Genomic DNA, 24055 nt, shown 5'->3' with positions numbered 1-24055 from the left:
CATGCGTACGTCTTACGCGGTCCTCGCGGGCTGCACCGCGCTCCTCATCGGAGCCACAGCCACAGCCACCACGGCACAGGCCGCACCCGCCCGCCACGTCCTGCCCCCGCACGACGGCTGGGCGTCGGCGGACGGCGGCACCACCGGCGGCGCGGCGGCCGACGCCGCGCACACCTTCACGGTCACCACCTGGGAGGAGTTCCGTGCGGCGCTGGCCGCGGGCGGCGACGCCCCGAGGACCATCAAGGTCAAGGGCGTCCTGCGCGCCGACGCGGCGGGCTGCGGTGTCCACGAGGCAGAGGGGTACGACTTCGCGCGGTACCTCGCCGCCTACGACCCCGCCGTATGGGGCAGGGACCGGCCGGTCAGCGGCGAGCAGGAGGACCTGCGGGCCGCGTCGGCCGCCCGGCAGGCCGCGGCCGTCAAGGCGTACATCCCCTCCGACACGACGATCGTCGGTGTCGGCCGGAACGCGGGGATCACCGGCGGCAGCCTCCAGATCAAGGACGCCGACAACGTCGTCGTCCGCAACCTCACCCTGGAGAGCCCCCTGGACTGCTTCCCGCAGTGGGACCCCACGGACGGCGCCACCGGCGCCTGGAACTCCGAGTACGACAGCGCGGTCGTGTACGGCTCGACACACGTGTGGCTCGACCACAACACGTTCACCGACGGCGCCCACCCCGACAGCACGCTGCCCTCGTACTACGGAGAGCTGTACCAGCGGCACGACGGAGAACTGGACATCGTGCGCGGCGCCGACCTCGTCACCGTCTCCTGGAACGTCTTCGCCGACCACGACAAGACCCTCATGATCGGCAACAGCGACAGCGCGGGCGACACCGACCGCGGCAAGCTCCGCGTCACCCTGCACCACAACCTGTTCCGGAACGTCGTCGAGCGGGCCCCGCGCGTCCGCTTCGGCAAGGTCGACGCCTACAACAACCACTTCGTGGCCCCGGCGAGCGGCTACCAGTACAGCTTCGGCATCGGCGCGGAGTCCCGGCTCGTGGCCGAGGCCAACGCGTTCACCCTGCCCGCCGGGGTCGGCGCGGGGCGCGTCCTGAAGAAGTGGAAGGAGGCCCCGGTCACCGCCGTCCGCAACCGCGTCAACGGCAGGACCGTCGACCTGATCGCCGCCCACAACGCGGAGTTCCCCGCGGAACCCCTGACCGCCGGGGCGGGGTGGAAGCCGACGCTGCGCACCGGTGTGGACGACGCGCGGCGGGTGCCGCACGTCGTCGGCCGGCACGCGGGGGCGGGCCGTATCCGCTGACCCCGGGCCCCGTCAGAGGGGCCGGAGCCGGGTGTGCAGGAGACAGAACTCGTTGCCCTCCGGGTCGGCCAGGACGTGCCAGTTCTCGGTGCCGCTCTGGCCGACGTCGGCGGGCACGGCGCCGAGCGCGAGCAGCCGCTCCAGCTCGGCGTCCTGGTCACGGTCGGTGGCGTTGACGTCGATGTGCAGCGGGAGCTTCCCGCCCCGCGGGTCGCTGCTGGGGCTGAGGACGAGCGTCGGCTGCGGCCCGCCGAAGCCGGCACCGGGCGGGCCGATCTCGATGCTCCCGTCGCTCTCCCGGCCGAGTTCGACGTACCCGAGGACCTCGCTCCAGAACGCGGCGAGCCGTTCGGGGTCGGCGGCGTCCATGACGATCTCACTGATGCGGCATGCCATGCGCGGCAGTGTACGACTCCATCGCCGCGCCCCACCTTTCCGTGGGGCGCGGCGTCCGGCGTCACCGTCATCGCGGGCGGCGCACCGGGGTGTCGCCCTGGATGATGCCGCGGCCGTTCGTCGACACGTACACCCGGCCGAAGACGTTCGGGTCGCCGGTGATCGCCGCGCCGGTCCAGCCCCACTGGTGGCGGCCGTCGTTGACGCGCACCCAGGTCGCTCCCTTGTCCGTGGAGCGGAAGATGCCACGCACCCCGCCGATCTTCGCGCTGGTGTAGAGCGTCTGGTACGAGGTGCCGGGCGCCGCCTTGCCGAAGGCGATGGTGTCGGCCTCCTGGACGCCCTTGATCCTGCTGAACGTGGCGCCGGCGTCGGTGGAGTGCCACAGGCCGTACGTCGCACCGGACTTGCCGCCCGCCAGCCAGATGTCACCCTTCTTGCCCGGCAGTGCCTGGAACTTCACGGGGCCCTCGGCGGGCAGTCCGGCCGACGCCTTGGCGGTGAAGGTCGCGCCGCCGTCGGAACTCACGTAGAAGGTGCCGGACTTGAAGGCGTAGAACGTCTTCGGGTCGACGCGGTCGGCCTCGACGACCGCGCCCTGCGGTACGCCCTTCGACGCCGTCCACGACGAGCCGAACCCGGCCGTGGTGTGCACGCCCGCGCCGTCCGGGCTCCACACGAAGCGGCTCCCGTCGGCCGCGGCGGCGACCGTGCCGCCGCCCGTGACACCGGAAGGGTCCTGCCCGGCGAACCAGTTGGCGCCGTTGTCCGTGGAGAAGCCGATGTGCGGCGCCGCGTCGGCGTTGCCGACCCGCACGACCGTGTTCGGGTTCGACGCGGCGTAGTCGAGACTGGTCGTGGTGGAGAGGTTCGGCTGCGTGTACATCAGCGCGGGCACCTTGGACAGGTCCGTGTGCCGGAAGCCGCCGATGTCGCCGAGCGCGCTGAACAGCGGCGCCCCCGACGGGGGAGCGGCGAGGTCGTTGACGGCGGTCTCCTCAAGGCCCTTCACCATCGGTGTGATGGTGAACTTGCCGCCGCTCCTGTCCCATTGGGTGAGGTCGCTCGTGCCGTAGACGGTGGCGCCCGTGCCGTACATCATCCGGTCCGAGTCGAACGGGTCGATCTCCAGGGCCTCCGTCATCCAGCCGAGCTTGGGCGTCTGCTCGGGCGGGGCGGGATGCGCGCCCCAGGAGAGCCACGGCACGGAAGAGACATCCATGGTGTAGCGGTTCTCGCGGTTCGGGTACGAGGAATAGCCCCACGCCGACGTCCAGTTGGCGCCGCTGTCCGTGGAGCGGTGGATCTGGGTGTCCGGCCACCAGGCGCTGTAGCCGGTGACCATGACCGTGCCGGGACGCTGCCGGTCGACGGTCAGCCCGCTGTAGCCGAAGGATGTGTCGGCCTCGGCGGCCGGGCTGATGTTCTTCCACTCACCGCTCTTCGTCGCGTACCGCCACACCTGGCCCTTTCCTCCGTCGTAGGGGCCGCCCTTGTCGCTGTACGCGAGATAGAGGTAGCCGTTCTCCGCGTCGAGGACACCCTTGTGCGGGAGGTATCCGGTCGGCTGCCCCGCGATCCGCGACCAACTGCCGCCGCCGTCCGTCGACTTGTAGACGGAGTTCTCCTTGTCGGCGACACCGACGTAAAGGGTCTGTGTCTTTCCGCCGCCCGTTCCCGTCGACTCGTCGAAGGTCACCCAGACGACGCCCTGGTTGTCCGAGGCGTAGCCGCTGGTGTCGGCCGGATTCTCCGCGTAGTTGCCGGGGTTGGGGAAGCTCGTGACCTGCCGCCAGGTGACGCCCGAGTCCGTGGAGCGCCACAGGCCCTTGCCGCTCGGCGCGCCCAGGTACAGCACCCTGTTGTCGTGCGGGTCGACGGCGAGACGCTCGCCCATGCCGCGGCCCGGCATGTTGCCGCCCAGCTTGAAGGGCAGGTCCGTCTTGCGCCACGTCTCACCCCGGTCGGCGGAGCGCAGCACGGCGCCGTTGCCGGGGTCCCAGTCGTTCGTGTACGTGCCGACGGCCGCGTACACCTTGTCGGGTTCGACGGAGTCGGAGGCGATGCTCGCGACGCCGGTGTGCCCCCAGTCGTCCCAGCCGACCGAGTCGAGCAGCGGCTTCCAGGACCGGTCGGACTCCCGCCAGCGGTAGGCGCCGCCGATGTCGGTGCGGGCGTAGGCGAGGCCGGGTTCGGTGCGGTTGAAGACGATGCCGGGGACGAAGCCGCCTCCGTCGATGCGGACGTTCTTCCAGTGGTAGGGCTCGGCGGAGGCCGCCGCGGGAGCGGGCGCCGCGGCGGCGAGGGTGTCCGCGTCCGCGGGGGACACGGGGCCGCCGGCGAGGAAGCCGACCAGCAGGCCGAGGAGGGCGGGGAGGGTGCGCGCTCTGCGGGCGCGGGGAACAGGGGGCACGGGGGTCGGGTCCCTTCACGGGTCACGCCGCTGACGGCACAGGCACAGGCACAGGCACAGGGGGAGGGAGGGGCCGGCCGGGATCCCGGGGCGGGGCGCCCCGGCCGGCCCGTACACGGAGCGGCGAGGCTATTCGAGTAGCTCCGCGTACGCCCCGAGCGCGAGGGCGATGTCCGCCTGCGCCCAGAACCGGTGGTACGTGAAGGTGGGCACCGCGCCGCCCGCCAGATACGCCTCGACCTTCGGCCAGTCCGGGTCCTTCTTGTAGAAGGAGCGGATGGAGAGGAACGTCGACGACGAGTTGACCGGGTCGCCGTTGGGCATGGTGCCGCTCCAGCCGTTCGGCACGTACACGGCGTCCTCGAAGCGTTCAAAATCGGCCCGCTTCTCCGGTACCGCGATGCCCCGCGCGTCCTGGTGGTGCGTCCACATGCCGTCGAGGAGTGCCTTGGCGGTCCTCTTCGCCGCCGCGTGGCCGGACCTGGCCGCGTAGTAGACGAGCGTCCGCGCGTAGGCGCCGGCCACTCCGACGTCGTTGGTGCGGTCCACGACCGACACGTGAAGTCCGCTGTTGGCGCCGGGCCTCGACGGGTTCCAGGTGTCGGGCGCGCCGCTCCACTTCAGCGTCGAGGGGAACGTGTACGTCCCGTCGGCGGCGACCTTCGTCTCGGCGAGCGCCCAGGCCACCCACTTGTCCAGGACGGCCTTGGCGTCCGACGCGCCGGTCTGGTGGTAGTACTCGGCGACCCGCTCCATCGACCAGGCCTGGAAGCCGAACCACTGGTTGGACGGCGGATCGTGGTAGACGGGCTTCTCGTCGTAGTACATGCCGTAGAAGGTGGGCGTGCCGGCGGGCGGCTGAGCGTAGCGGCCCTGCCAGCTGTTGGTCGCGCCGCCCGCGATCGCGCCCTCGGCGGACTGCAGCCAGCGGTAGAACTCCAGCTGCCGCCCGAGGCTCTGGCGCCAGTCGGCCTTGCCGGTGGCCGACTTGGGTGCCAGCGGCGCGTACGAGCTGAGGGCGTAGGCCGCCAGGGGATTCTGGTAGCCGCCGTGGCTGTGGCTGCATCCGATGCGCCAGGCCCAGCCCGCCGAGGTGTCGAGCGCGCCGCCCCACGCGTAGTACCAGGACAGCAGGTAGTGCGAGCTGTTCTTGCCGCTGCCGGGCGCGCACCCGGACGGGCTCGTGCAGTCGCCCACCTTCTTGAAGTACTTGTCGAACAGGGCGTACCGGAGGTAGTCGCCCATCTTGGCGGCCTTGGCGACGGTCGCCGCCACCTCGCCCGCCCTGCCCTGCGCCGAGGCCCACTTGTGCGCCCAGTAGGCGGCCTGGACGGCGCGCGCGTCGGCGTCGGGGGCGTTGGTGAACTTCCACTGCTTGGCGTACGAGGAGTCACCGGTGAACAGGTCCAGGTAGCCGTTCCTGCCGCCGTAGGTGAACGCGTCGCGGCAGGGCTGCGTGACCGTCTCCCACACGGACTCCTGCGCGCCGCGCTGGAAGGTGTTGATGTACGTCGGCGCCGATCCGGAGCCGCCCAGGCCGTAGGTGTTGTCGACGTCCTGCAGCCAGTGCATGCCGTACACGTCGTCGCTGCCGTACGCGCTCCTCAGCTCGGCGGCGATCGGGTCGGTGCCGGTGGAGACCGAGGGGTCGAGCCGGGACGGATACTGGGACGGCTGATCCCATTCGGGAGCGTAAGTGGCCGGTTTCGAGGGATTGTAGAAACTGTTCGTCGGCTGGTCGGCGCGGGTCGGGATCATGAATTTCTCCATGGTTTCCCACGCCGCGTTGAAACGGCTCCAATCGCCGGTGACCTTGCCGTACATGGCCTGCAGCCAGATCAGATAGCTGTATGCCTCGGATGTCGTCTCGTGGCCGTGGTCGGGGGCCTCGACGATGAGTGTCTCGACGGAGTGGTACGGAATGCCCTCCGGCGAGAAGTAGCCGTTCGCCGGGTCGGTGATCTTCTTGTAGAGGTCGAGGAAGCGCTGCTCGTACTCGGTCGCGGCGGCCGAGGTCTCCCCGGCGTGAGCCGTGTGACCTGCGGATGTCAGGGAGGTCGTGGCGGGGACGGCGACGGCGGCGGCGCCGATCGCGAGCAGGCGGCGTCGGCTGAGCGGGGGTCTGGACTCTTCGGGTCCTGGTGTCTCGGGGAAGGCGCGCATGCGCTGGTCCCTCCTGTCGGTGCGTCGGGGGGCGAGCTCCAAGAGATAGGAGCGGGGAACCAGTGGGAGCGCTCCCAAAGTCAACGTGTTACAAGAGCATGTCAAGAGATCAGGCGTGTATCCGTGCGTCGAATTCATTCGACAGGCCCGCCGTCGAATGAATTCGACAAGTAAATCTCCGGAGAATGCGTGAACCTATCTGGCCCCAGCGGCAACTCACTGATAGCTTCCGCGTTCAACAGTGGGAGCGATTCCGTTCAGTTGATCTCGGATCGGCCTCGGCCGGCCTCGAGTCGATCTCGAAGGAGTCGCTCATGCGACATCCCCCACGCCTGTCCCGCATGCTCGCTCTGCTGGCCGGCGTCCTGCTCTTTGCCGGTGGTCTCACCGCGCCGTCCGTGCTGTCCGTACTGCCCATGGCTGCCGCGGCCGAGCCCGCCGCGACCGCCCCGCCACCCGTCCTGCGCGCCGAGGGCAACAAGCTCGTCGACGCGCGGGGCGACACCCGTCGCCTCCTCGGCGTCAACCGTTCCGGCGGCGAGTTCGCCTGCGTCCAGGGCTGGGGCATCTTCGACGGTCCTGTCGACGACGCCTCCGTCCAGGCCATCGCGGACTGGAAGGCGAACACCGTCCGCATCCCCCTCAACGAAGAGTGCTGGCTCGGCACCGCCAACATCGACCCCCGGTACGGGGGCGCCAACTACCGCGCCGCGATCGCCCAGTTGGTCCAGCGCGTGCAGAAGCACGGTATGACGCCGGTCGTCGAACTGCACTGGTCCCACGGCCAGTACACCGGCAACTCGGCCGGCTGCTCCGACGTCCACGCCAGCTGCCAGAAGCCGATGCCGAACGCCCGGTACACCCCGGAGTTCTGGACCTCGGTCGCCCGCACGTACAAGGACGACCCCGAAGTCGTCTTCGACCTCTTCAACGAGCCCTACCCGGACCGCGCGACCCCCACCAACGCCGAGGCCTGGACGTGCTGGCGCGACGGCGGCAGCTGCCCCGGCATCGGCTACGAAGTAGCCGGAATGCAGGACCTGTTGGACGCGGTCCGCGCCACAGGGGCGAAGAACCTCGTCCTCGCCGCGGGCATCGCGTACTCCAACGACCTGAGCGGCTGGCTGCGGCACGCGCCCGTCGACCCGGCGGGCAATCTCGCCGCGGCCTGGCACGTCTACAACTTCAACACCTGCGCCGACGAGGGCTGCTGGCACCGCACCCTCGCGCCCGTCGCCGCCGAAGTCCCGCTCGTCGCGGGCGAGATCGGCGAGAACACCTGCTCCCACGCGTTCGTCGACCGCGTCATGAAGTGGTTCGACGACCGCGGACTCTCCTACCTCGGCTGGACCTGGAACGCCTGGGACTGCTCATCGGGTCCGGCCCTGATCAGCTCCTACGACGGCACACCCACCCCGTTCGGCATCGGGCTGCGCGACCACCTGCGCGCCCTCGACACCTGAGAGGCACTGAAACCGTCATGAGCCGCACACACCACCGATCACGCACCCTCCTCCTCGCACTCGCCACGGTGCTCGCCGTGAGCGGCGGCACCGCCGTCGCGCTCACCGGCGACACCACGGCCGAGGCAGCCGCGGCCGCGCGCGTCGACAACCCCTACGCGGGCGCCAAGGGCTATGTGAACCCCGAATGGAAGGCGAAGGCCGACGCCGAACCCGGCGGCAGCAGGATCTCGAACCAGCCCACCGGGGTCTGGCTCGACCGGATCGCCGCGATCGAGGGCGCGGGCGGCAAGATGGGCCTGCGCGACCACCTCGACGAGGCCGTCCGGCAGGGCGCCGGCGTCATCCAGCTGGTCATCTACAACCTGCCCGGCAGGGACTGCGCGGCGCTCGCCTCCAACGGCGAGCTCGGCCCCACCGAGATCGACAAGTACAAGACGGACTACATCGACCCGATCGCGAGCATCCTCGCCGACTCGAAGTACGCGAACCTCCGCATCGTCACGACCGTCGAGATCGACTCCCTGCCCAACCTCGTCACCAACACCTCGGGCCGCCCCACCGCGACCCCCGAGTGCGACGTGATGAAGGCCAACGGCAACTACGTGAAGGGCGTCGGCTACGCCCTGAACAAGCTCGGCGCCGTCCCGAACGTCTACAACTACGTGGACGCGGGCCACCACGGCTGGATCGGCTGGGACGACAACTTCGCCGCCTCCGCACAGGTCTTCCGCCAGGCGGCCACCGCCGAGGGCAGCACGGTCGACAAGGTGCACGGCTTCATCACCAACACCGCCAACTACAGCGCCCTGAAGGAGGAGAACTTCAAGATCGGCGACTCGGTCAACGGCCGGTCGGTCCGCGAGTCCAAGTGGGTCGACTGGAACCGCTACACCGACGAGCTGTCCTTCGCCCAGGCCTTCCGCAACCAGCTGGTCTCCACCGGCTTCCGGTCCGACATCGGCATGCTGATCGACACCTCCCGCAACGGCTGGGGCGGCACGGCACGGCCCACAGGGCCCGGCCCGACGACCGACGTCAACACGTATGTGGAGGGTGGCCGTTACGACCGCCGCATCCACATCGGCAACTGGTGCAACCAGGCGGGCGCGGGACTCGGCGAACGTCCGAAGGCCGCACCCGCCGCCGGCATCGACGCCTACGTGTGGATGAAGCCGCCGGGCGAGTCCGACGGCGCCAGCAAGGAGATCCCGAACGACGAGGGCAAGGGATTCGACCGGATGTGCGACCCCACGTACGGCGGGAACGCGCGCAACGGCTACAACAAGCCCGGCGCGCTGCCCGACGCGCCGCTCTCCGGACACTGGTTCTCGGCCCAGTTCCAGGAGCTCATGAAGAACGCCCACCCGAAGCTGTAGGGCGCGCCGGGGCGGACCGGGCTCGGCCCCGGTCCGCCTCCCCGGCAATCGAAGCGCTTCGACAGGACTCTGGACAGGTCATGCCTGCCGCTTTAGGGTCGGTGGGCGGTCCGCATCGAAGCGGTTCACCGCCCGCACCGCCCAGTCGGAGGAGTACTCCATGGTCACCCTAGCCGAGGTAGCCAAGCACGCCGGAGTCTCGGCCAGCACGGTCAGCTACGTGCTCAGCGGCAAGCGCTCGATCTCCCGGGGCACCCGCGACCGCGTGGAGCGCAGCATCGAGCAGCTCGGCTACCACCCCAACGCGGGGGCGCGCGCCCTGGCCAGCGCCAAGTCGAACGTCATCGCGCTCATGATGCCGCTGCGCACCGACATGTACGTGCCGGTGATGATGGAGATCGCCCTCGCGGTCACCACGTCCGCCCGGACCTACGGGTACGACGTGCTGCTCCTCACCGGCGCGGAGGGCCCGGCCGCGGTGCGCCGCGTCACCGGCAGCGGCCTCGCCGACGCCATGATCCTGATGGACGTCGAACTCGACGACGAGCGGCTGCCGTTGCTCCGCGCCAGCGACCGGCCCGCCGTGCTCATCGGCCTCCCCGCCGAGCCCGAAGGGCTGACCTGCGTGGACCTCGACTTCGCGGCGACGGGCGCGCTGTGCGCCGAGCACCTGGCCGGACTCGGGCACCGCGACATCGCCGTCATCGGCGAGGCGCCGGCGGTGTACGAGCGCCACACCGGATTCGCCGAGCGCACCCTCGATGGACTCCGTTCCCGCGCACGGGAGTTGGGGCTGCGCATGCTGCACCGCCCCAGCGACGGCGGCTACGACGCCATGGCCACCACGCTCTCCCGCGTCTTCGACGAGCGCCCCGGCACCACGGGCTTCGTCGTGCAGAACGAATCAGCCGTGGAGCCCCTGCTCGCGCTGCTGCGCCAGCAGGGCCGCGCCGTCCCCGAGGACGTCTCGGTGGTGGCGATCTGCCCCGACCAGGTGGCGGTCGGGGCATCCGTGCGGCTCACCTCGGTCTCCATCCCCGCACAGGAGATGGGGCGCCGGGCGGTGGAGCGGATCGTCGCGAAGCTGGAGGCGCGCGGCACGGACGGGGTCGAACTCCTCGCCCCCGAGCTGACGGTGCGGGCCAGCACGGGCCCCGCACCGCACTCGGCGCCGACGCGCTGACCCCGCCGCGCCGCCGGACCGCCGGACCGTTCGCGGCCGTTCGCTACGGAAGGCTGTGCACCTTCGGGCCGACCGCGTTCGACCACGCGCTGCCCGCCGTCGCGTCCCAGTTGGTCGACCACGTCATGGCGCCGCGCAGCGACGGGTACGTCTTCGACGGCTTGAAGGAGCCGCAGCCGGTGCCGCGGGCCAGGCAGTCGAGGGCGTTGTTCACGATCGACGGGGACACATAGCCGCTGCCCGCGCCGCGCGGTGACGCCGGGACGCCGAGCCCGACCTGCGACGGGTCGAGGCCGCCCTCCAGCTGGATGCAGGCGAGCGCGGTCAGGAAGTCCACGCTGCCCTGGCTGTAGACCTTGCCGTCGCAGCCCAGCATCGAACCGCTGTTGTAGTACTGCATGTTGACGACGGTGAGAATGTCCTTCACGTTCAGCGCCGTCTGGAAGTAGCCGCCGGAGGTGGACTGCATGTCGATGGTCTGCGGCGCCATCGTCAGCACCATCTTCGGGCCCGCCTTCGCCGAGAGCTGGCGCAGTGCCTTCGTCATGTAGGTGGGGTTGAGGCCGTTCTCCAGGTCGATGTCGACGCCGCTGAACCCGTACTCCTGCATCAGTGCGTAGGCGCTGTTGGCGAACGCCGTCGCGGAGGCGTCACTGTTGACCGAGATGGTGCCCTTCTCGCCGCCGACCGAGAGGATCACGGACTTGCCCGCGGCCTTCTTCGCGGCGATGTCCGCCTTGAAGTCGGCGGTGGAGGAGTAGCCCACGGCCGGGTCCAGGTTGAAGGTGATCTGGCCCGGGGTGGTGGTGGCGTCGGCGAAGGAGACGGCGATGATGTCGTACTGCGACGACACGTCCCGCAGCTTCTGCACGGTCGCGCCGTTGTCGAAGTTCTGCCAGTAGCCGGTCAGCGCGTGCTTGGGCACCGTGCCGCCGTCCCCGCCGCCGCCCTTGGCGGTCCGTGCGGTCACCGCCGTGGACTTCGCGGACTCGCCCGCCGCGTTGGAGGCGCTCACCTGGAAGCTGTAGGTGGTCTCCGGTGTGAGGCCGGTGACGGTCGTGGCGGCGCCGCTGACCGAGGCGACCTTCGTGCCGTCGCGGTAGACGGTGTACCCGGTGGCGGTGGACACCGGGGTCCAGGACAGGTCCACCGACGTGGACGTCGTCGTGCCCGCCGCGAGCCCTCCCGGCACGGCCGGTGTCTCCACCGGGTCGGTGCCGCCGCCCCCGTCGGGCCCGAGGACGCTCACGTCGTCGACGTAGTACGCGCTCTGTCCGTACCAGCCGTGCGTGTACACGGTGACCGACGTGGTGTTCGCGCCGGTGGTGAAGCTGGTGGAGAGCTGCTGCCAGGACGACGTGCCCGGCGTCCACGTCGACACGTCGGTGGTGCCGGTGCCGCGCGCGCCGAGGTAGGCATAGCTGCCCTGCACCCAACTGCTCAGCTTGTACGTAGAGTTGGGCTTCACCTTGACGATCTGGGAGCACTCGGCGGTGCCCTGGCCCGACGGGGTGGCCTTGAGCGCCTTGGTGCCGCCGTGCACGGGGGACGTGACGGCGGCACCGCTGTTCGCGGCGCAGGTCCAGTTGCTCAGGTCCGACTCGAACCCGGCGTTCTTGGCGACGTTGACGTCCGCCGTGATGCCGGGCGCCGGGGCGTCCGCCGACTGGGCGGGCGCGGCGAGCGCGGTGACGGCGAGCGCGGCGGCGGCACCGGCGGCGATCACCGCGCCGAGTCGCCTGCGCATGCCGGGTCTGCCCTGACGTACACGGTCCACGGAGTGCCTCCAGGAAGAGGTGAAGGGCGGATGTGAACGACGGTGGCCACCGCTGCTGTGCGCATAGTTGGTCCAGACCAATCAACTTGTCAAGACGCTCAGCGCGTTCGTCCTGAAGTCGAGACCGCCGGCCGACCCGCTGATCTCGTAGCCGAACTGCACGTCACCGATGGTCTCGTTGCCCATCCAGCCCTTGGTGTTCTTGATCCACTTGAGGATCGGGAGGATGTCGACCGTCCCGGCCGACGAGTCGGAGGTGCGCAGGAACGAGAAGACCTCGTTGGCGCCGTTGCTGCCCTTGTAGACGTTCCAGGTATGGCCGCCGCGCGTGACGGTGCCCTGCGGGCTGCCGAGCGGGCCGACGTTGCCGTGCTGGTTGACCCACAGCATGATCTCGTAGTCGTGGTCGGTGTCCCAGATGTCGTACGAGGAGTTGTAGTCGCCCGCCGCCGGGACCGTGACGTCGTACGAACTCTTCAGCGAGGACAGCGAGTCGATCTGCTTGCCGACCGCCTTCGTGGAGTTGGGGTAGGACTTGATGCCGCTGGTGTTCGGGTGGTCGGCGCGCACGCTCCACCTGGTGCCGGAGTCGGCGGAGACGCACTGGCTGCCCGCGCCCGAGCCCCAGATGTTGTTGTAGAGGGTGTAGCCGTTCAGTGTGGTGTTGCCCCACTGCTCACAGGTGCTCCATACGGCGGCCTGGGCGGGCGCGGACGCGAGCCCGAAGGCCATGCCCGCCGCCATCGCGGGGGCGAGGAGCACGCGGGTCAGGGTGGTGCGGCGGAAGTGTCGTCCCATGGTGTTCTCTCCAGGGGTGGGGGGAAGGTCACCGCGGGCTCAGGACGAGCCCGCGGGGTGTGCGTCCTCGCGCAGCACGGCCACGCCGTGGCGCCCGAGGGTGATCGTGCCCCCGACCGGCTCGCCGGTCAGGAGGTCGCGGTGCCGGCCGCCCGGCACGGTCACGGTCACCGCGTCGCGGCCGTGGTGCAGGAGGAAGAGCAGGTCACCGCGGCGTACGGCCTCGACTCCGTGGGGGAGGCCGGGCAGCGGAGGCCGTACGCCGGCTTCGGTGGCCGCGCGGCCGAGCAGGCCGCGCAGGGCGTCGGGCGCGGGGAGTGTGGACACGTACCAGGCGCGGCCGCGGCGCAGCACCGCGGGCAGCCCGTCGAGCTCCCCGCCCCGGTACGAGGCGACCGTCTCGGCCTCGTCGTCGGCCGTCAGCTCCTCGGACCAGAGGGTGCCGGTGAAGTCGCCGCAGTCCACGCTCTCGCCGGTGTCCAGCGGCCACCACTCGTGGAGGGTGCGGATGCCGAACAGGGCGCGCAGCCCGGCGTCCGCCCCGCCGGGCCGCACCCGGTCGTCGCCGTCGGCCACGCCCGTGAAGAAGCCGCAGACGAGCGTGCCGCCCGCGCGGACGTACGCGACGAGCCGGTCGATGGCGGTGTCGGTGAGGAGGTAGAGGTGCGGCACGACGACCATGCGGTACGCCGACAGGTCGTGCTCGGGGTGGGCGAAGCCGACCGGGAGGTTCGCCTCCCACAGGGCGCGGTGCCAGGCGCGGAGAACCTCCGCGTGGTCGAGCAGGGACGAGGGGCGGCCGTCCTGCTGCCCCGCCCACCACGAGTCCCAGTCGTGCAGGACGGCCACCTCGGCGATGAGCCGGGAGCCCGCGATCTGCGGCCCCACCGCGCGGAGTTCGGCGCCGATCCGCTTGATCTCCTGGAAGGTGCGGCCGTCCTCGCCCGCGTGGCCGAGCATCCCCGAGTGGAACTTCTCCGCGCCCTGCCGGGACTGCCGCCACTGGAAGTAGCAGACGGCGTCGGCGCCGCGCGCCACGGCCTGCCACGTCCAGAGACGGTTGAGCCCGGCGGGCTTGGGGTGGTTCACACCGCGCCAGTTGACGGGGCCCGCGGCCTGCTCCATCACCATCCAGGGCCCGCCGCCCGCCTGCGAGCGCGTCAGGTCCTGGACCAGTGCTCCGTACTGCCCGCCCAGCGGGTCCTTCGGGTCCGGGTAGACGTCCACCGACACCACGTCCTCCTGCGCGGCCCACTTCCAGCCGTCCTGGCCCTGCCACAACGGCATGAAGTTGGTGGTGACCGGCAGGTGCGGGGTGTGCGCGCGGACGATGTCGCGCTCGGCGGCGTAGCACTCCAGCAGGGCGTCGGACGTGAAGCGCTTGAAGTCGAGGACCTGCGTGGGGTTCTTCATGTAGTGGGCGCGGCGGGGCGGCAGCATCTCCTCCCAGGCGTCGTAGCTCTGCCCCCAGAACGCCGACCCCCAGGCCGAGTTGAGCGCAGTCAGGCTGCCGTACCGCTCGCGGAGCCAGCGGCGGAACGCGGCCGCCGCCTCGTCGCCCCAGTCGTAGGTGCAGTACTCGTTGTTGATGTGCCACATGGTGAGCGCGGGGTGGTGCGCGTAGCGGGCGGCGAGGTCCTCGGTGATGGCGGCGGCGTAGCGGCGGTAGGCGGGGCTGGAGTGCGCGAAGTGCTGGCGTGAACCCCACCACTCGACGTTTCCGTCCTCGTCGCGCGGCAGCGTCTCGGGGTGCAGCCGGCCGAGCCAGGGCGGGGGAGAGGCGGTCGGGGTGGCGAGGACGACGCCGATGCCGTGCCCGTGCATGAGGTCCATGAGCCGGTCGAGCCAGCCGAAGTCCCGCACGCCGGGGCGCGGTTCGAGCCTCGCCCAGGAGAAGACGCCCAGGGTGACGGTGGTGACGCCGGCCTCCTTCATCAGGCGCACGTCGTCGTGCCAGACGTCCTCGGGCCACTGCTCTGGGTTGTAGTCGCCGCCGAAGAGGATCCGGCCGCGGGTGGTGTCCTGGAGGGAAGGCATCGGTGTGGTCAGCCCTTCACTGCGCCGGTGAGCATGCCCTGCTTGAAATGCCGCTGCACGAACGGCGAGAGGACGGCGACGGGGATCAGCGCGAGCACCATCACGGCCATCTGGATGGCGAGCGGCGACAGGTGGCCCGTGTTGATGGCCTGGCTCAGGCCGGTCGGCTTCTGCTGCTTGAGGACGAGCTGCTGCATGATGTTCTGCAACGGCATCATGTCCGGGTCGCTGAGGTAGATCGAGGCGTTGAACCACGCGCTCCAGTACCCCACCGCGTAGAAAAGGGTGATCACCGCGATCACCGCGCGCGAGAGGGGCATGACGATCCGCCACAGGATGCGCAGGTCGCCGGCGCCGTCGATGCGGGCGCTCTCGATCAGCTCCTGGGCCGTGCCCATGAAGAACGCGCGCAGGACGAGGATGTTGAACACGTTCAGGGCGCTCGGCAGGATCAGGGAGAGATACGTGTCGGTGAGGCCGAGGCCCTGCACCACGAGGTAGGTGGGGATCAGGCCCGCGCCGAAGAACATCGTGGCGACGATCACCAGCAGGATCGGGCGGTGCAGCACGGACCCGGGGCGCGAGAGACCGTACGCGCACAGGATCGACACCACCATGCTGAACAGCGTTCCGGCGACCGTGACACCCACGCTGACCAGCGCGGCCCGCGAGACCTGACCGCCGCCGAGCAGCTCCTGGTAGTGGATGAACGTGATGCCCCGGGGGATCACCACGAGGCCGCCCGTCTCGGTGATCGTCCGCACCGAGGAGAGGCTGGTGACGACCACCACCCACACCGGGAAGAGCACGGCCAGACAGACGAGCGTCAGTGTCACGCCCTTGGTGGCGAGGCCGGCCCGGGTGGGCGGCTCCTCCCACACCGGACGCAGCCCGGACCTGCTGCCGGGCCGGATGCCGAAGTTCAGCACGTTGAGGGAACTCACCGCTTGTACACCCCCTGCTCGCCCATGAGATGGGCCACCTTGTTGGCTCCGAGCACCATCAGCAGGCCGAAGACGCCCTTGACGATGCCGATCGCGGCGCCGTAGCCGAAGTTGCCGTTGTCCAGGCCGGTGTTCCACACGTACGTGTCGAGGACCTCGGAGGCCGCGGCGCCCACCGCGGCGCGTTGGAGGAGGATCTGCTCGAAGCCCACCGTGAGGGCGTTGCCGACCTGGAGGACCAGGAGCAGGGCGACGACCGGGCGCAGCGCCGGGAGCTGGATGTGCCACATGCGGCGCCAGCGGTTCGCGCCGTCCATCGCCGCGGCCTCGTACAGGTCGGGGCTGACGGCGGCCAGTGCGGCGAGGAAGACGATGACGCCCCAGCCCGCGTCCTTCCAGATCATCTCGAAGGTGAGCAGGAACTTGAACAGACCCGGGTCGGTCATCAGGTCGAAGCCGTCGTGGCCGCGGTCCCGCAGCACCTGCGCGACCAGGCCGGCCCCGCCGAACATCTGCTGGAAGACGGTGATGACGAGGACCCAGGAGAAGAAGTGCGGCAGGTACAGGATCGCCTGGGCCACGGCGCGCACGCGCGGGCGTACGAAGCTGTTGATGAACAGCGCCAGCGCGATCGGCACCGGGAAGAAGAGCGCCAGCTGGATCGCGAAGATGGCGAAGGTGTTCCTGACCGCCTGCCAGAACAGGCGGTCCTCCACCATGTGCCGGAAGTGCTCGAAGCCGATCCACGGGCTCTGCGACATCGCCTGGAACGCGTTGTCCGCGATGTACGGGTCGTAGTCCTGGAAGGCGACGACGTTGCCGATCAGCGGGACGTAGTTGAAGACGAGGAGCAGCAGCAGGGCCGGCAGCACCATGAGGAGCAGGACGCGGTCGCGGCGCAGCCGGTGCCGGAGCGGGACGCGGGCCGGGGGCGCCTTCGACGGACGGGACGGCGGCGCCTTCCGTGGCGGCGCGGCCTCGCCGGGGGAGGCGGGGGGCGCGTCGGTCGTACCGTGCGCCATGTCAGGACGCCGCCTCGCCGGACTCGTCCAGCAGCTTCTTGTACCAGTCGCGCAGCTTGTCGCCGCCGCCCGACTTCCAGTCCGATGCCGCCCGCTGCATGTCGGACACCTTCTTGCGGCCGCGCACGACGTCCTTCTCCAGGTCCTCGAACTCGGCGTTCAGCTCGGTGTACCGGGTCGGCTCGATGATCATCATGCCGTGGAAGAGCGGCTTCCTCGTGTGCGCGCCCTGGCGCTGCTGCCACCCGACCATGCCCTCGGTGACGTCCGGCAGATCCGGGTAGGCGACGAAGGGCGCGGGCGACGCCAGGTACTCGTACGTCGAGAAGACCTCGTTGTTGCCCCTGCCGTTCTTGGTGAGGACACCGTCGTCGAAGGTGTGGTGGACGCCCTCGACGCCGTACATGCGCAGCCGCTGCTCCTTCGAGCCGTAGGGAGCGGCGGTGAAGTTGGCGAGGGCGAGGATGTCGCGGACCGTCTTCTCGTCGGCCTTCTCGCTGATGAACGTCCAGATGTCGGCGGGCGGGCGCGCGTACAGCGTGGGCTTTCCGCCGTCGAGCGCGAAGTAGTCGAACGCCTCCATGCGGAACTTCTTGTCGTCGACGCGCTGCACCGCGGCCTTGCCGTACCAGTCGGACAGGTCCTGGCAGTACATCCAGACCTTGCCCGCGGCGCACAGGTCACCGATGCTGCCGGTCTCGGCCTTCGCGTCGGGGTGCACGAAGCCCGCGGAGTAGAGCTTGCGGGACCACTCCAGGGCTTCCAGGTACTCGTCGGTCTCGTAGCGGTTGATCAGCTTGCCGTCGACGAGCTTCCAGTAGTACGGCTTCTCGGGCAGGACGCCGAAGATGTGCCAGGCCGCCCACGTCATGTCGCCGCACGCCCACACCCTGCTCTTCGGGGCGTTGAGCTGCTTGCACAGGTCGTAGAACTCCTGGGCGCTGGTGGGCGCTTCGAGCCCTTCCTTCTCGAACAGATCGGTCCGGTAGAAGGGCGCGATGTTCGGGGTGGTGGCCGAGGGCATCGGCAGCCCGCGGAGCTTGCCGCCGAAGACGGAGCGCTGCCAGGCGCCGGTCGGGATCGCCGCGAGGTTCGGGTACTTCTTGACCCGGTCGCCGCTCAGGTAGGGGCCGAGGTCGGCGAACTTGTTGGCGATGGCGCTCGGTATCTTGCCGGTCAGCTCCCAGCCGGGCACGACCACGGCGTCCGGGACGCGGCTGGAGGCGAGGACGGCGCCCAGCTTCTGGCCGTACGTGTCGCCCTGCTGGTTCTGCCAGGTGACGCGGACGCCCGCGGCCTCGTCCATCGCCGTCCAGTACGGGTTCCCCTGCTTGGGGACGTTGCCCCAGATGGGGGCCATGACGGTGAACCGGCCGCCCTTGCCGAGCCTCCTCGGCACCGACGCCCGCAGCTCGGCCGCGGGCAGGGCCTTGGTGAAACCCGCGGCCGAGCCGTTCTCGGCCGGGATGTCCGGTGTGGCGACCTCCGACGCGACGTACGCGGGCAGCAGGTCCTTGAGCTTCTTGCCCGTGGTGGTGCCCTCGTTCTTCGAACCGCTGCCGCCGCACGCCGCGAGCAGCGGGGCGCCGCCCGCCAGGGCGAGCGCGGCGAACCCGGAGGAGGCGAGGAAACCCCTGCGGGAGGGGGAGTTCGGCGTCATTGCGTCAACCCTTCGTGGCGCGGGCACTCGAAACCCATGTCGAAGCGCTTCGATTTCGGAGCGAGATTAGGTGAAGGGGCGGGGCGGGACAAGGCTTCGGTACCGAATTCGTCGACTCGATGGGTGAGTTGGCAAGCGCAGTCGCCACAAGGGATGCCGGGTGTTTGGAGCAGGGGGCCCCGAGCGTTCCCTTGACATGGACGCCACTCAACACGGAGCATCGAAGCGCTTCGAAGGTGTCTGTCGCCCGTCCGGAGGATCCCCACGTGACCGAGAACCCGCCACCGTTCCGCGACCCCGGCCTGCCGCCGGACGAGCGGGTGGACGACCTCCTCGCACGGCTGACGACCGAGGAACGCCTCGCCTTCCTGCACCAGTTCGCGCCCGCGGTCGAGCGGCTCGGCATCGCCGCGTTCCGCACCGGACAGGAGGCGCTCCACGGCGTCGCCTGGATGGGGCCCGCGACCGTCTTCCCGCAGGCCGTCGGGCTCGGCGCGACCTGGAACGACGACCTGCTGCGGCGCGTCGGCGAGGCCGTCGGCGCCGAGGCGCGGGCCATGCGCGCCCGGGACGACCGCGTCGGCCTCAACGTCTGGGCGCCCACCGTCAACCTCCTGCGCCACCCGCTGTGGGGCAGGAACGAGGAGGGGTACGCCGAGGACCCGCACCTCACCTCGGCACTCGCCGTCGCCTGCACGCGCGGCCTGCGCGGCGACCACCCCACGCGATGGCGTACCGCGCCCGTCCTCAAGCACTGGCTCGCCCACAACAACGAGACGCACCGGGACACGTCGAACTCCTCCGTGCGCCCGCGCGTCCTGCACGAGTACGACCTGCGCGCCTTCCGGGCCGCCGTCGAGGCCGGCGCGGTCGCCGGGGTGATGCCCGCCTACAACCTCGTCAACGGCCGCCCCAACCACGTGTCGCCCCACCTCCGTGAGCAGTTGCGCCGCTGGACGGACCAGTCCCTGCTGGTCTGCTCCGACGCGGGCGCGCCCAGCAACCTCGTCGACTCCGAGGAGTACTTCGACACCCACGAAGAGGCCGTCGCCGCGTCCCTCGTCGCGGGCGTGGACAGCTTCACCGACCACGGCACCGACCCGACGGTCATCGTGGGACGCCTTCGACGGGCTCTGGACAAGGGCCTGTTGACCCAGGGCGACGTCGACGCGGCGGTGCGCAGACAGCTGTCCGTGCGGCTCCGGCTCGGCGAGTTCGACCCGGACGGCGGCCCGTACGCGGCCGCCTCCCCGGACGACGTCGACACCCCCGCGCACCAGGACCTCGCCCTTGAGGCCGCCGAACAGGCCGTCGTCCTGCTCAAGAACGAAGACGGCCTGCTCCCGCTCACCGAAGGCGCCCGGATCGCGGTCGTCGGACTGCTCGCCGACGAGTGCAAGACCGACTGGTACAGCGGCACCCTGATCCGCCGCGCCACCACCCTCGACGGCCTGCGCGAGCGCTTCGGCGCCGACCGCGTCACCTACGCCGAGGGCGCGGACCGGGTACGCCTGAAGTGCGCGGCGGGCTGGCTCCGGGTGCCGCCGTCCGCCGCCGGCGCCTCGGCGCGGGGCGCGGCCGGCGCCCTCGACCCGGCGCTGCTCGCGGGCCGCACCGACCTGCCGCCGCTGACCGTCTGCGCGGATCCGGCCGACGCCGCCGAGTTCGCCCTCGTCGACTGGGGCGACGGCGCGTGGACGCTGCGGGCGGTGGACGGCCGCTACCTCTCGGTCGCCGATGACGGTTTCGTGCGCGCGTCGGCGGACCAGCCGGGCGGCTGGGTCGTGCAGGAGACGTTCGGGCTGGTCGAGCACGGGGACGGGTACCTCATCGAGCACACGGGGACGGGTGGGTACGTCTCTGTCGCCGCCGGTGCCGTGAAGGTTGCCGCGAAAGAAGAACTCGCAGGGGGAGGGGGCGCGGAGGGAGCACTCGCGGTTGGAGGGCTCCTCTTCGCCGTCGAGGTGCTGGAGCGCGGTGAGGACGCCGTGGCCCGCGCCGCCGCCGACGCGGACACCGTGATCGTCGTCGCGGGGAACGACCCGCACATCAACGGCCGCGAGACACAGGACCGCACGACCCTCGCCCTGCCGCCCCACCAGGAGCGGCTGTGGCGCGCGGCCCGCGCCGCCAACCCGCGCACCGCCCTCGTCCTGACCTCCTCCTACCCCTATGCGGTCGCCGACGCCCACACGGAACTGCCCGCCCTGCTGTGGACCGCGCACGGCGGACAGGTCGCGGGCACCGCGCTCGCCCGCGTCCTCGCCGGCGACGTCTCACCTGCCGGACGCCTCCCGCAGACCTGGCACGTCGCCGACACCGCCCTGCCCGGCCTGCTCGACTACGACATCATCGGCTCGCGCCAGACCTACCTCTATGCCGACCCGCACGCGGCGGACCGCCCGCTGTACCCCTTCGGGCACGGCCTGAGCTACGCCTCCTTCGCGTACGAGGACCTCACGGCCGCACGCGAAGGCGACGTGCTGCGGGTCGCGTTCACCCTCACCAACACAGGGCCCGTCGCCGCGGACGAGGTGGCGCAGCTCTACGCACGGGCGCCCCGGAACACCGTGGCGGGCCTCACCCTGCCGCACAGGCAGCTGGTCGCCCACCGCCGCGTGCGCCTCGCGGCCGGGGCCGCCTGCCGGCTGGAGTTCGAAGTGCCGCTGTCGGACCTGGCGTTCTGGGATGTGCGGCACGATCGCTGGGCCCTGGCGACCGGCACGTACGACCTGCTCGCCGGCGCCTCCAGTGAGGACATCCGGCTCACCGCGCCGGTCCGTGTCGACGGCGAACCGACAGCCGCCAGGCCGGCGCGGAGGGACGGCCTGGCGGCGACCGGATACGACACGCAGACCGGCACCGAGATCGTCGACCGCACGAAGACATCGGGCGACGCCGTGCGCGCCGTCGCCGACGGCTCCGGCGAACTGCTCTTCTGCGACTGCGACTTCGAGGACGGAGTACGGGCCGTCGCCGTCGAGGCGGCAGGCGAAGGCGCCGTCGACCTCATCTCGGGCAGCACCGCGACCACCGTCACGGTCCCGCCGACCGGCGGGAGGTACGACTACGCCCACCACAGCGCGGTGTTCGCCGCCTCCGGGGTGCGTGACCTGCGCGTCCGCCTGCGCGGGCCGGTCCGGCTCGCGCGGATCACCTTCACCGCCGGCGAAGAGGGCGAGGGCACGGCATGAGGTTCACCGACGGCTTCTGGCTGATGCGTGACGGGGTGCACGCCTCGTACGCGACCGACGTACGCGAAGTGCGGGAGAACGGCACCGGCTTCACCGCGTACGCCGCCGTCAAGCCGGTGCGCGAGCGGGGCGACACGCTCAACTCGCCGCTGATCACGGTCGAGTGCTTCTCACCGGCCGAGGGGGTGATCGGCGTCCGGGCGACGCACCACGCGGGCAAGGCCAACCACGGGCCGGACTTCATCCTCCTGGCAACCGAGACGACAGAGACCCCCGGGAGTGCTTCCGCCGGCGCCGGAACGCCCGACGCGCAGCCCTGCCTCCGCCGCGGTGGCACCGTCACCGAACTGACCAGTGGCCCGCTCACGCTCCGCCTGGACAGCGCGGCACCCTGGGGCCTGGAGTTCCTGGACGGCGACGGGCGCCCTTTGACCGCCGTGGAGCGGCGCGGCACCGCGTTCGCCACCACCCCCGACGGTGCCCACCACATGATCGGGCAACTCGCGCTCGGAGTGGGCGAGTTGATCTATGGACTCGGTGAGCGCTTCACCCCGTACGTCAAGAACGGCCAGAGTGTCGACATCTGGCAGGCCGACGGTGGCACCAGCAGCGAGCAGGCGTACAAGAACATCCCCTTCCACCTCTCCTCGCGCGGCTACGGCGTCTTCGTCAACCACCCCGGCAAGGTCTCCTACGAGATCGGCTCCGAGTCCGTCGGCCAGCTCCAGTTCAGCGTCGAGGACCAGTCGCTGGAGTTCTACGTCATCGCGGGGCCCACCCCGAAGGACGTCCTGCGCCGCTACACCGCGCTCACCGGACGCCCCGCCCTGCCGCCCGCCTGGTCCTTCGGGCTCTGGCTCACCACCTCCTTCTGCACCCCGTACGACGAGGAGACCGTCACCGGCTTCGTCGACGGCATGGCGGAGCGCGACATCCCGCTCAGCGTCTTCCACTTCGACTGCTTCTGGATGCGCGAGCACCAGTGGACCGACTTCCGGTGGGACCCGGACGTCTTCCCCGACCCGGAGGGCATGCTGCGCAGACTCCGCGAACGCGGACTCAAGGTCAGCATCTGGATCAATCCCTACATCGCCCAGAAGTCCCCGCTGTTCGCCGAGGCCGCGGCCGAGGGGTTCCTCGTCCGGCGCCCGAACGGCGATATCTGGCAGTGGGACCTGTGGCAGCCGGGCATGGCGCTCGTCGACTTCACCCACCCCGGCGCCCGCGCCTGGTACGCCGCCAAGCTGCGCGCCCTCCTCGACCAGGGCGTCGACTGCTTCAAGACCGACTTCGGCGAGCGCGTGCCCACCGACGTGGTCTGGCACGACGGCTCGGACCCGCACCGCATGCACAACTACTACGCGCAGCTCTACAACAGCACCGTCTTCGAACTCCTGGAGAAGGAGCGCGGCACGGGCGACGCCGTCGTCTTCGCACGCTCCGCGACGGCGGGCGGCCAGCAGTTCCCCGTGCACTGGGGCGGCGACTGCTTCGCCTCGCTCGGCGCCATGGCCGAGTCGCTGCGCGGCGGCCTGTCCCTCTCGCTGAGCGGCTTCGGGTTCTGGAGCCACGACATCGGCGGCTTCGAGGGCACCCCCGACCCCGCCGTCTTCAAGCGCTGGCTCGCCTTCGGCCTGCTGTCCTCGCACAGCCGCCTGCACGGCAACGTCTCCTACCGGGTGCCGTGGGCGTTCGGCGAGGAAGCGGTCGACGTGGCACGGAAGTTCACCCGCCTCAAGCACCGCCTGATGCCCTACCTGTACGGCGCGGCCGCCGAGGCCCACCACGACGGCGTGCCCGTCATGCGCCCCATGCTCCTGGAGTTCCCCGACGACCCGGCCTGCCGCACCCTCGACCGGCAGTACATGCTCGGCCCCGATCTGCTGGTCGCCCCCGTCTTCAGCGCCGAGGGCGACGTCGAGTTCTACGTCCCCGAAGGCACCTGGACCCACCTCCTCACCGGCGAGACCGTCCAGGGCCCCGGCTGGCGGCGCGAGACCCACGGGTTCGACAGCCTGCCGCTGTACGTGCGGCCCGGCGCCCTGCTCCCGCTCGGCGCCGACGACGCGCGGCCCGACGGCGACTGGCTGGACGACCTGACCCTGCTGGTCACCCCGGGAGCCCCGCACCGCGCAGAGACCACCGTCCCCGACCACGAGGGGCGGCCCGCGGCCGTCTTCCGCGCCACGCGGGACGGCAACCGGGTCCGTGTCCTCGCCGCCGGCTCCCGGCGCCCCTTCCGGGTGCGGACCGTGGACGGGCGCGCGACGGCGGACGGCGTGGGGGAGGTGATCCTGACCGATGTCCTCACGGACAGAAGGACCGGCTAGAGTGCCCGCCTCCACCGCGA

14 protein-coding genes and 1 pseudogene are annotated in these 24055 nt (G+C 70.8%); 6 read left to right on the top strand and 9 right to left on the bottom strand.

The window, feature by feature from the left end; genetic code table 11:
- The first annotated feature begins 1 nt into the window (after position 1).
- The gene (locus AB0N81_RS23995; protein WP_365361527.1) at positions 2–1276 is read left to right on the top strand and encodes a polysaccharide lyase family 1 protein; all 1275 of its coding nucleotides are present in this window, start codon (positions 2–4) and stop codon (positions 1274–1276) included.
- A 12-nt stretch (positions 1277–1288) separates the two neighbouring features.
- On the opposite strand, the gene AB0N81_RS23990 is transcribed toward AB0N81_RS23995, so the two are convergent.
- The 3 genes and pseudogenes from AB0N81_RS23990 to AB0N81_RS23980 all read right to left on the bottom strand — a co-directional run.
- Positions 1289–1672: a VOC family protein gene (locus AB0N81_RS23990; protein ID WP_365361525.1), complete on the bottom strand. Its 384-nt coding sequence runs from the start codon at positions 1670–1672 to the stop codon at positions 1289–1291.
- A 67-nt stretch (positions 1673–1739) separates the two neighbouring features.
- Complete coding sequence (locus tag AB0N81_RS23985; RefSeq protein WP_365361523.1) at positions 1740–4085, bottom strand: xyloglucanase; 2346 nt, start codon at positions 4083–4085, stop codon at positions 1740–1742.
- Positions 4086–4214: 129 nt separating this feature from the next.
- Positions 4215–6149 (bottom strand): annotated as a pseudogene (locus AB0N81_RS23980) (glycoside hydrolase family 48 protein); the annotation flags it as partial.
- Between the two features lie 413 nt (positions 6150–6562).
- On the opposite strand from AB0N81_RS23980, the gene AB0N81_RS23975 reads away from it, so the two are divergent.
- The 3 genes from AB0N81_RS23975 (at position 6563) to AB0N81_RS23965 (ending at position 10273) form a co-directional block, all read left to right on the top strand.
- On the top strand, positions 6563–7711 hold the full coding sequence (locus AB0N81_RS23975; protein WP_365361521.1) for a cellulase family glycosylhydrolase: 1149 nt from the start codon (positions 6563–6565) through the stop codon (positions 7709–7711).
- Positions 7712–7728: 17 nt separating this feature from the next.
- Entirely contained in the window at positions 7729–9090 is a 1362-nt protein-coding gene (locus AB0N81_RS23970; protein ID WP_365361519.1) for a glycoside hydrolase family 6 protein, read from the top strand.
- 160 nt (positions 9091–9250) lie between these two features.
- Positions 9251–10273, top strand: coding sequence for a LacI family DNA-binding transcriptional regulator (locus AB0N81_RS23965; RefSeq protein ID WP_365361517.1), 1023 nt, complete (start codon positions 9251–9253; stop codon positions 10271–10273).
- Positions 10274–10316: 43 nt separating this feature from the next.
- Here AB0N81_RS23965 and AB0N81_RS23960 read toward each other — a convergent pair whose 3' ends face one another.
- The 6 genes from AB0N81_RS23960 to AB0N81_RS23935 form a co-directional block, all read right to left on the bottom strand.
- Entirely contained in the window at positions 10317–12020 is a 1704-nt protein-coding gene (locus AB0N81_RS23960) for a glycoside hydrolase family 18 protein (RefSeq protein ID WP_365361629.1), read from the bottom strand.
- 111 nt (positions 12021–12131) lie between these two features.
- Positions 12132–12848, bottom strand: coding sequence for a hypothetical protein (locus tag AB0N81_RS23955; RefSeq protein WP_365361515.1), 717 nt, complete (start codon positions 12846–12848; stop codon positions 12132–12134).
- Positions 12849–12887: 39 nt separating this feature from the next.
- Positions 12888–14885, bottom strand: coding sequence for a beta-galactosidase (locus AB0N81_RS23950; protein ID WP_365361514.1), 1998 nt, complete (start codon positions 14883–14885; stop codon positions 12888–12890).
- An 8-nt stretch (positions 14886–14893) separates the two neighbouring features.
- Positions 14894–15829, bottom strand: a complete 936-nt coding sequence (locus tag AB0N81_RS23945) for a carbohydrate ABC transporter permease (RefSeq protein WP_365361513.1) — start codon at positions 15827–15829, stop codon at positions 14894–14896.
- Complete coding sequence (locus AB0N81_RS23940) at positions 15826–16851, bottom strand: ABC transporter permease subunit (RefSeq protein ID WP_365361511.1); 1026 nt, start codon at positions 16849–16851, stop codon at positions 15826–15828. Before AB0N81_RS23940 ends, AB0N81_RS23945 begins: the two co-directional genes overlap by 4 nt.
- 1 nt (position 16852) lies before the next feature.
- A complete protein-coding gene (locus AB0N81_RS23935; RefSeq protein ID WP_365361509.1) occupies positions 16853–18511 on the bottom strand; it encodes an extracellular solute-binding protein in 1659 nt (552 codons plus the stop codon).
- Between the two features lie 266 nt (positions 18512–18777).
- On the opposite strand from AB0N81_RS23935, the gene AB0N81_RS23930 reads away from it, so the two are divergent.
- Both AB0N81_RS23930 and yicI read left to right on the top strand, forming a co-directional pair.
- Positions 18778–21705: a glycoside hydrolase family 3 C-terminal domain-containing protein gene (locus AB0N81_RS23930; protein ID WP_365361507.1), complete on the top strand. Its 2928-nt coding sequence runs from the start codon at positions 18778–18780 to the stop codon at positions 21703–21705.
- Positions 21702–24035 carry an alpha-xylosidase gene (gene yicI, locus AB0N81_RS23925; RefSeq protein WP_365361505.1) on the top strand — a complete coding sequence of 778 codons (2334 nt, stop codon included), beginning with the start codon at positions 21702–21704 and terminating at the stop codon, positions 24033–24035. Before AB0N81_RS23930 ends, yicI begins: the two co-directional genes overlap by 4 nt.
- The last annotated feature ends 20 nt before the right edge of the window (positions 24036–24055 follow it).

This window comes from Streptomyces sp. NPDC093510 (assembly GCF_040683555.1).
Taxonomy (GTDB): Bacteria; Actinomycetota; Actinomycetes; order Streptomycetales; family Streptomycetaceae; genus Streptomyces.
The sequence above is the reverse complement of the archived record's forward strand: the minus strand, read 5'-3'. Positions and strand labels throughout refer to the sequence as shown.

Bases quoted from the DNA above. Each gene is read 5' to 3' on its own strand.
- AB0N81_RS23970 (WP_365361519.1), top strand. From the start codon at position 7,729: ATGAGCCGCACACACCACCGATCACGCACCCTCCTCCTCGCACTCGCC.
- AB0N81_RS23975 (WP_365361521.1), top strand. From the start codon at position 6,563: ATGCGACATCCCCCACGCCTGTCCCGCATGCTCGCTCTGCTGGCCGGC.
- AB0N81_RS23965 (WP_365361517.1), top strand. From the start codon at position 9,251: ATGGTCACCCTAGCCGAGGTAGCCAAGCACGCCGGAGTCTCGGCCAGC.
- AB0N81_RS23955 (WP_365361515.1), bottom strand. From the start codon at position 12,848: ATGGGACGACACTTCCGCCGCACCACCCTGACCCGCGTGCTCCTCGCC.
- AB0N81_RS23990 (WP_365361525.1), bottom strand. From the start codon at position 1,672: ATGGCATGCCGCATCAGTGAGATCGTCATGGACGCCGCCGACCCCGAA.
- AB0N81_RS23960 (WP_365361629.1), bottom strand. From the start codon at position 12,020: ATGCGCAGGCGACTCGGCGCGGTGATCGCCGCCGGTGCCGCCGCCGCG.
- AB0N81_RS23940 (WP_365361511.1), bottom strand. From the start codon at position 16,851: ATGGCGCACGGTACGACCGACGCGCCCCCCGCCTCCCCCGGCGAGGCC.
- AB0N81_RS23995 (WP_365361527.1), top strand. From the start codon at position 2: ATGCGTACGTCTTACGCGGTCCTCGCGGGCTGCACCGCGCTCCTCATC.
- yicI (WP_365361505.1), top strand. From the start codon at position 21,702: ATGAGGTTCACCGACGGCTTCTGGCTGATGCGTGACGGGGTGCACGCC.
- AB0N81_RS23935 (WP_365361509.1), bottom strand. From the start codon at position 18,511: ATGACGCCGAACTCCCCCTCCCGCAGGGGTTTCCTCGCCTCCTCCGGG.
- AB0N81_RS23950 (WP_365361514.1), bottom strand. From the start codon at position 14,885: ATGCCTTCCCTCCAGGACACCACCCGCGGCCGGATCCTCTTCGGCGGC.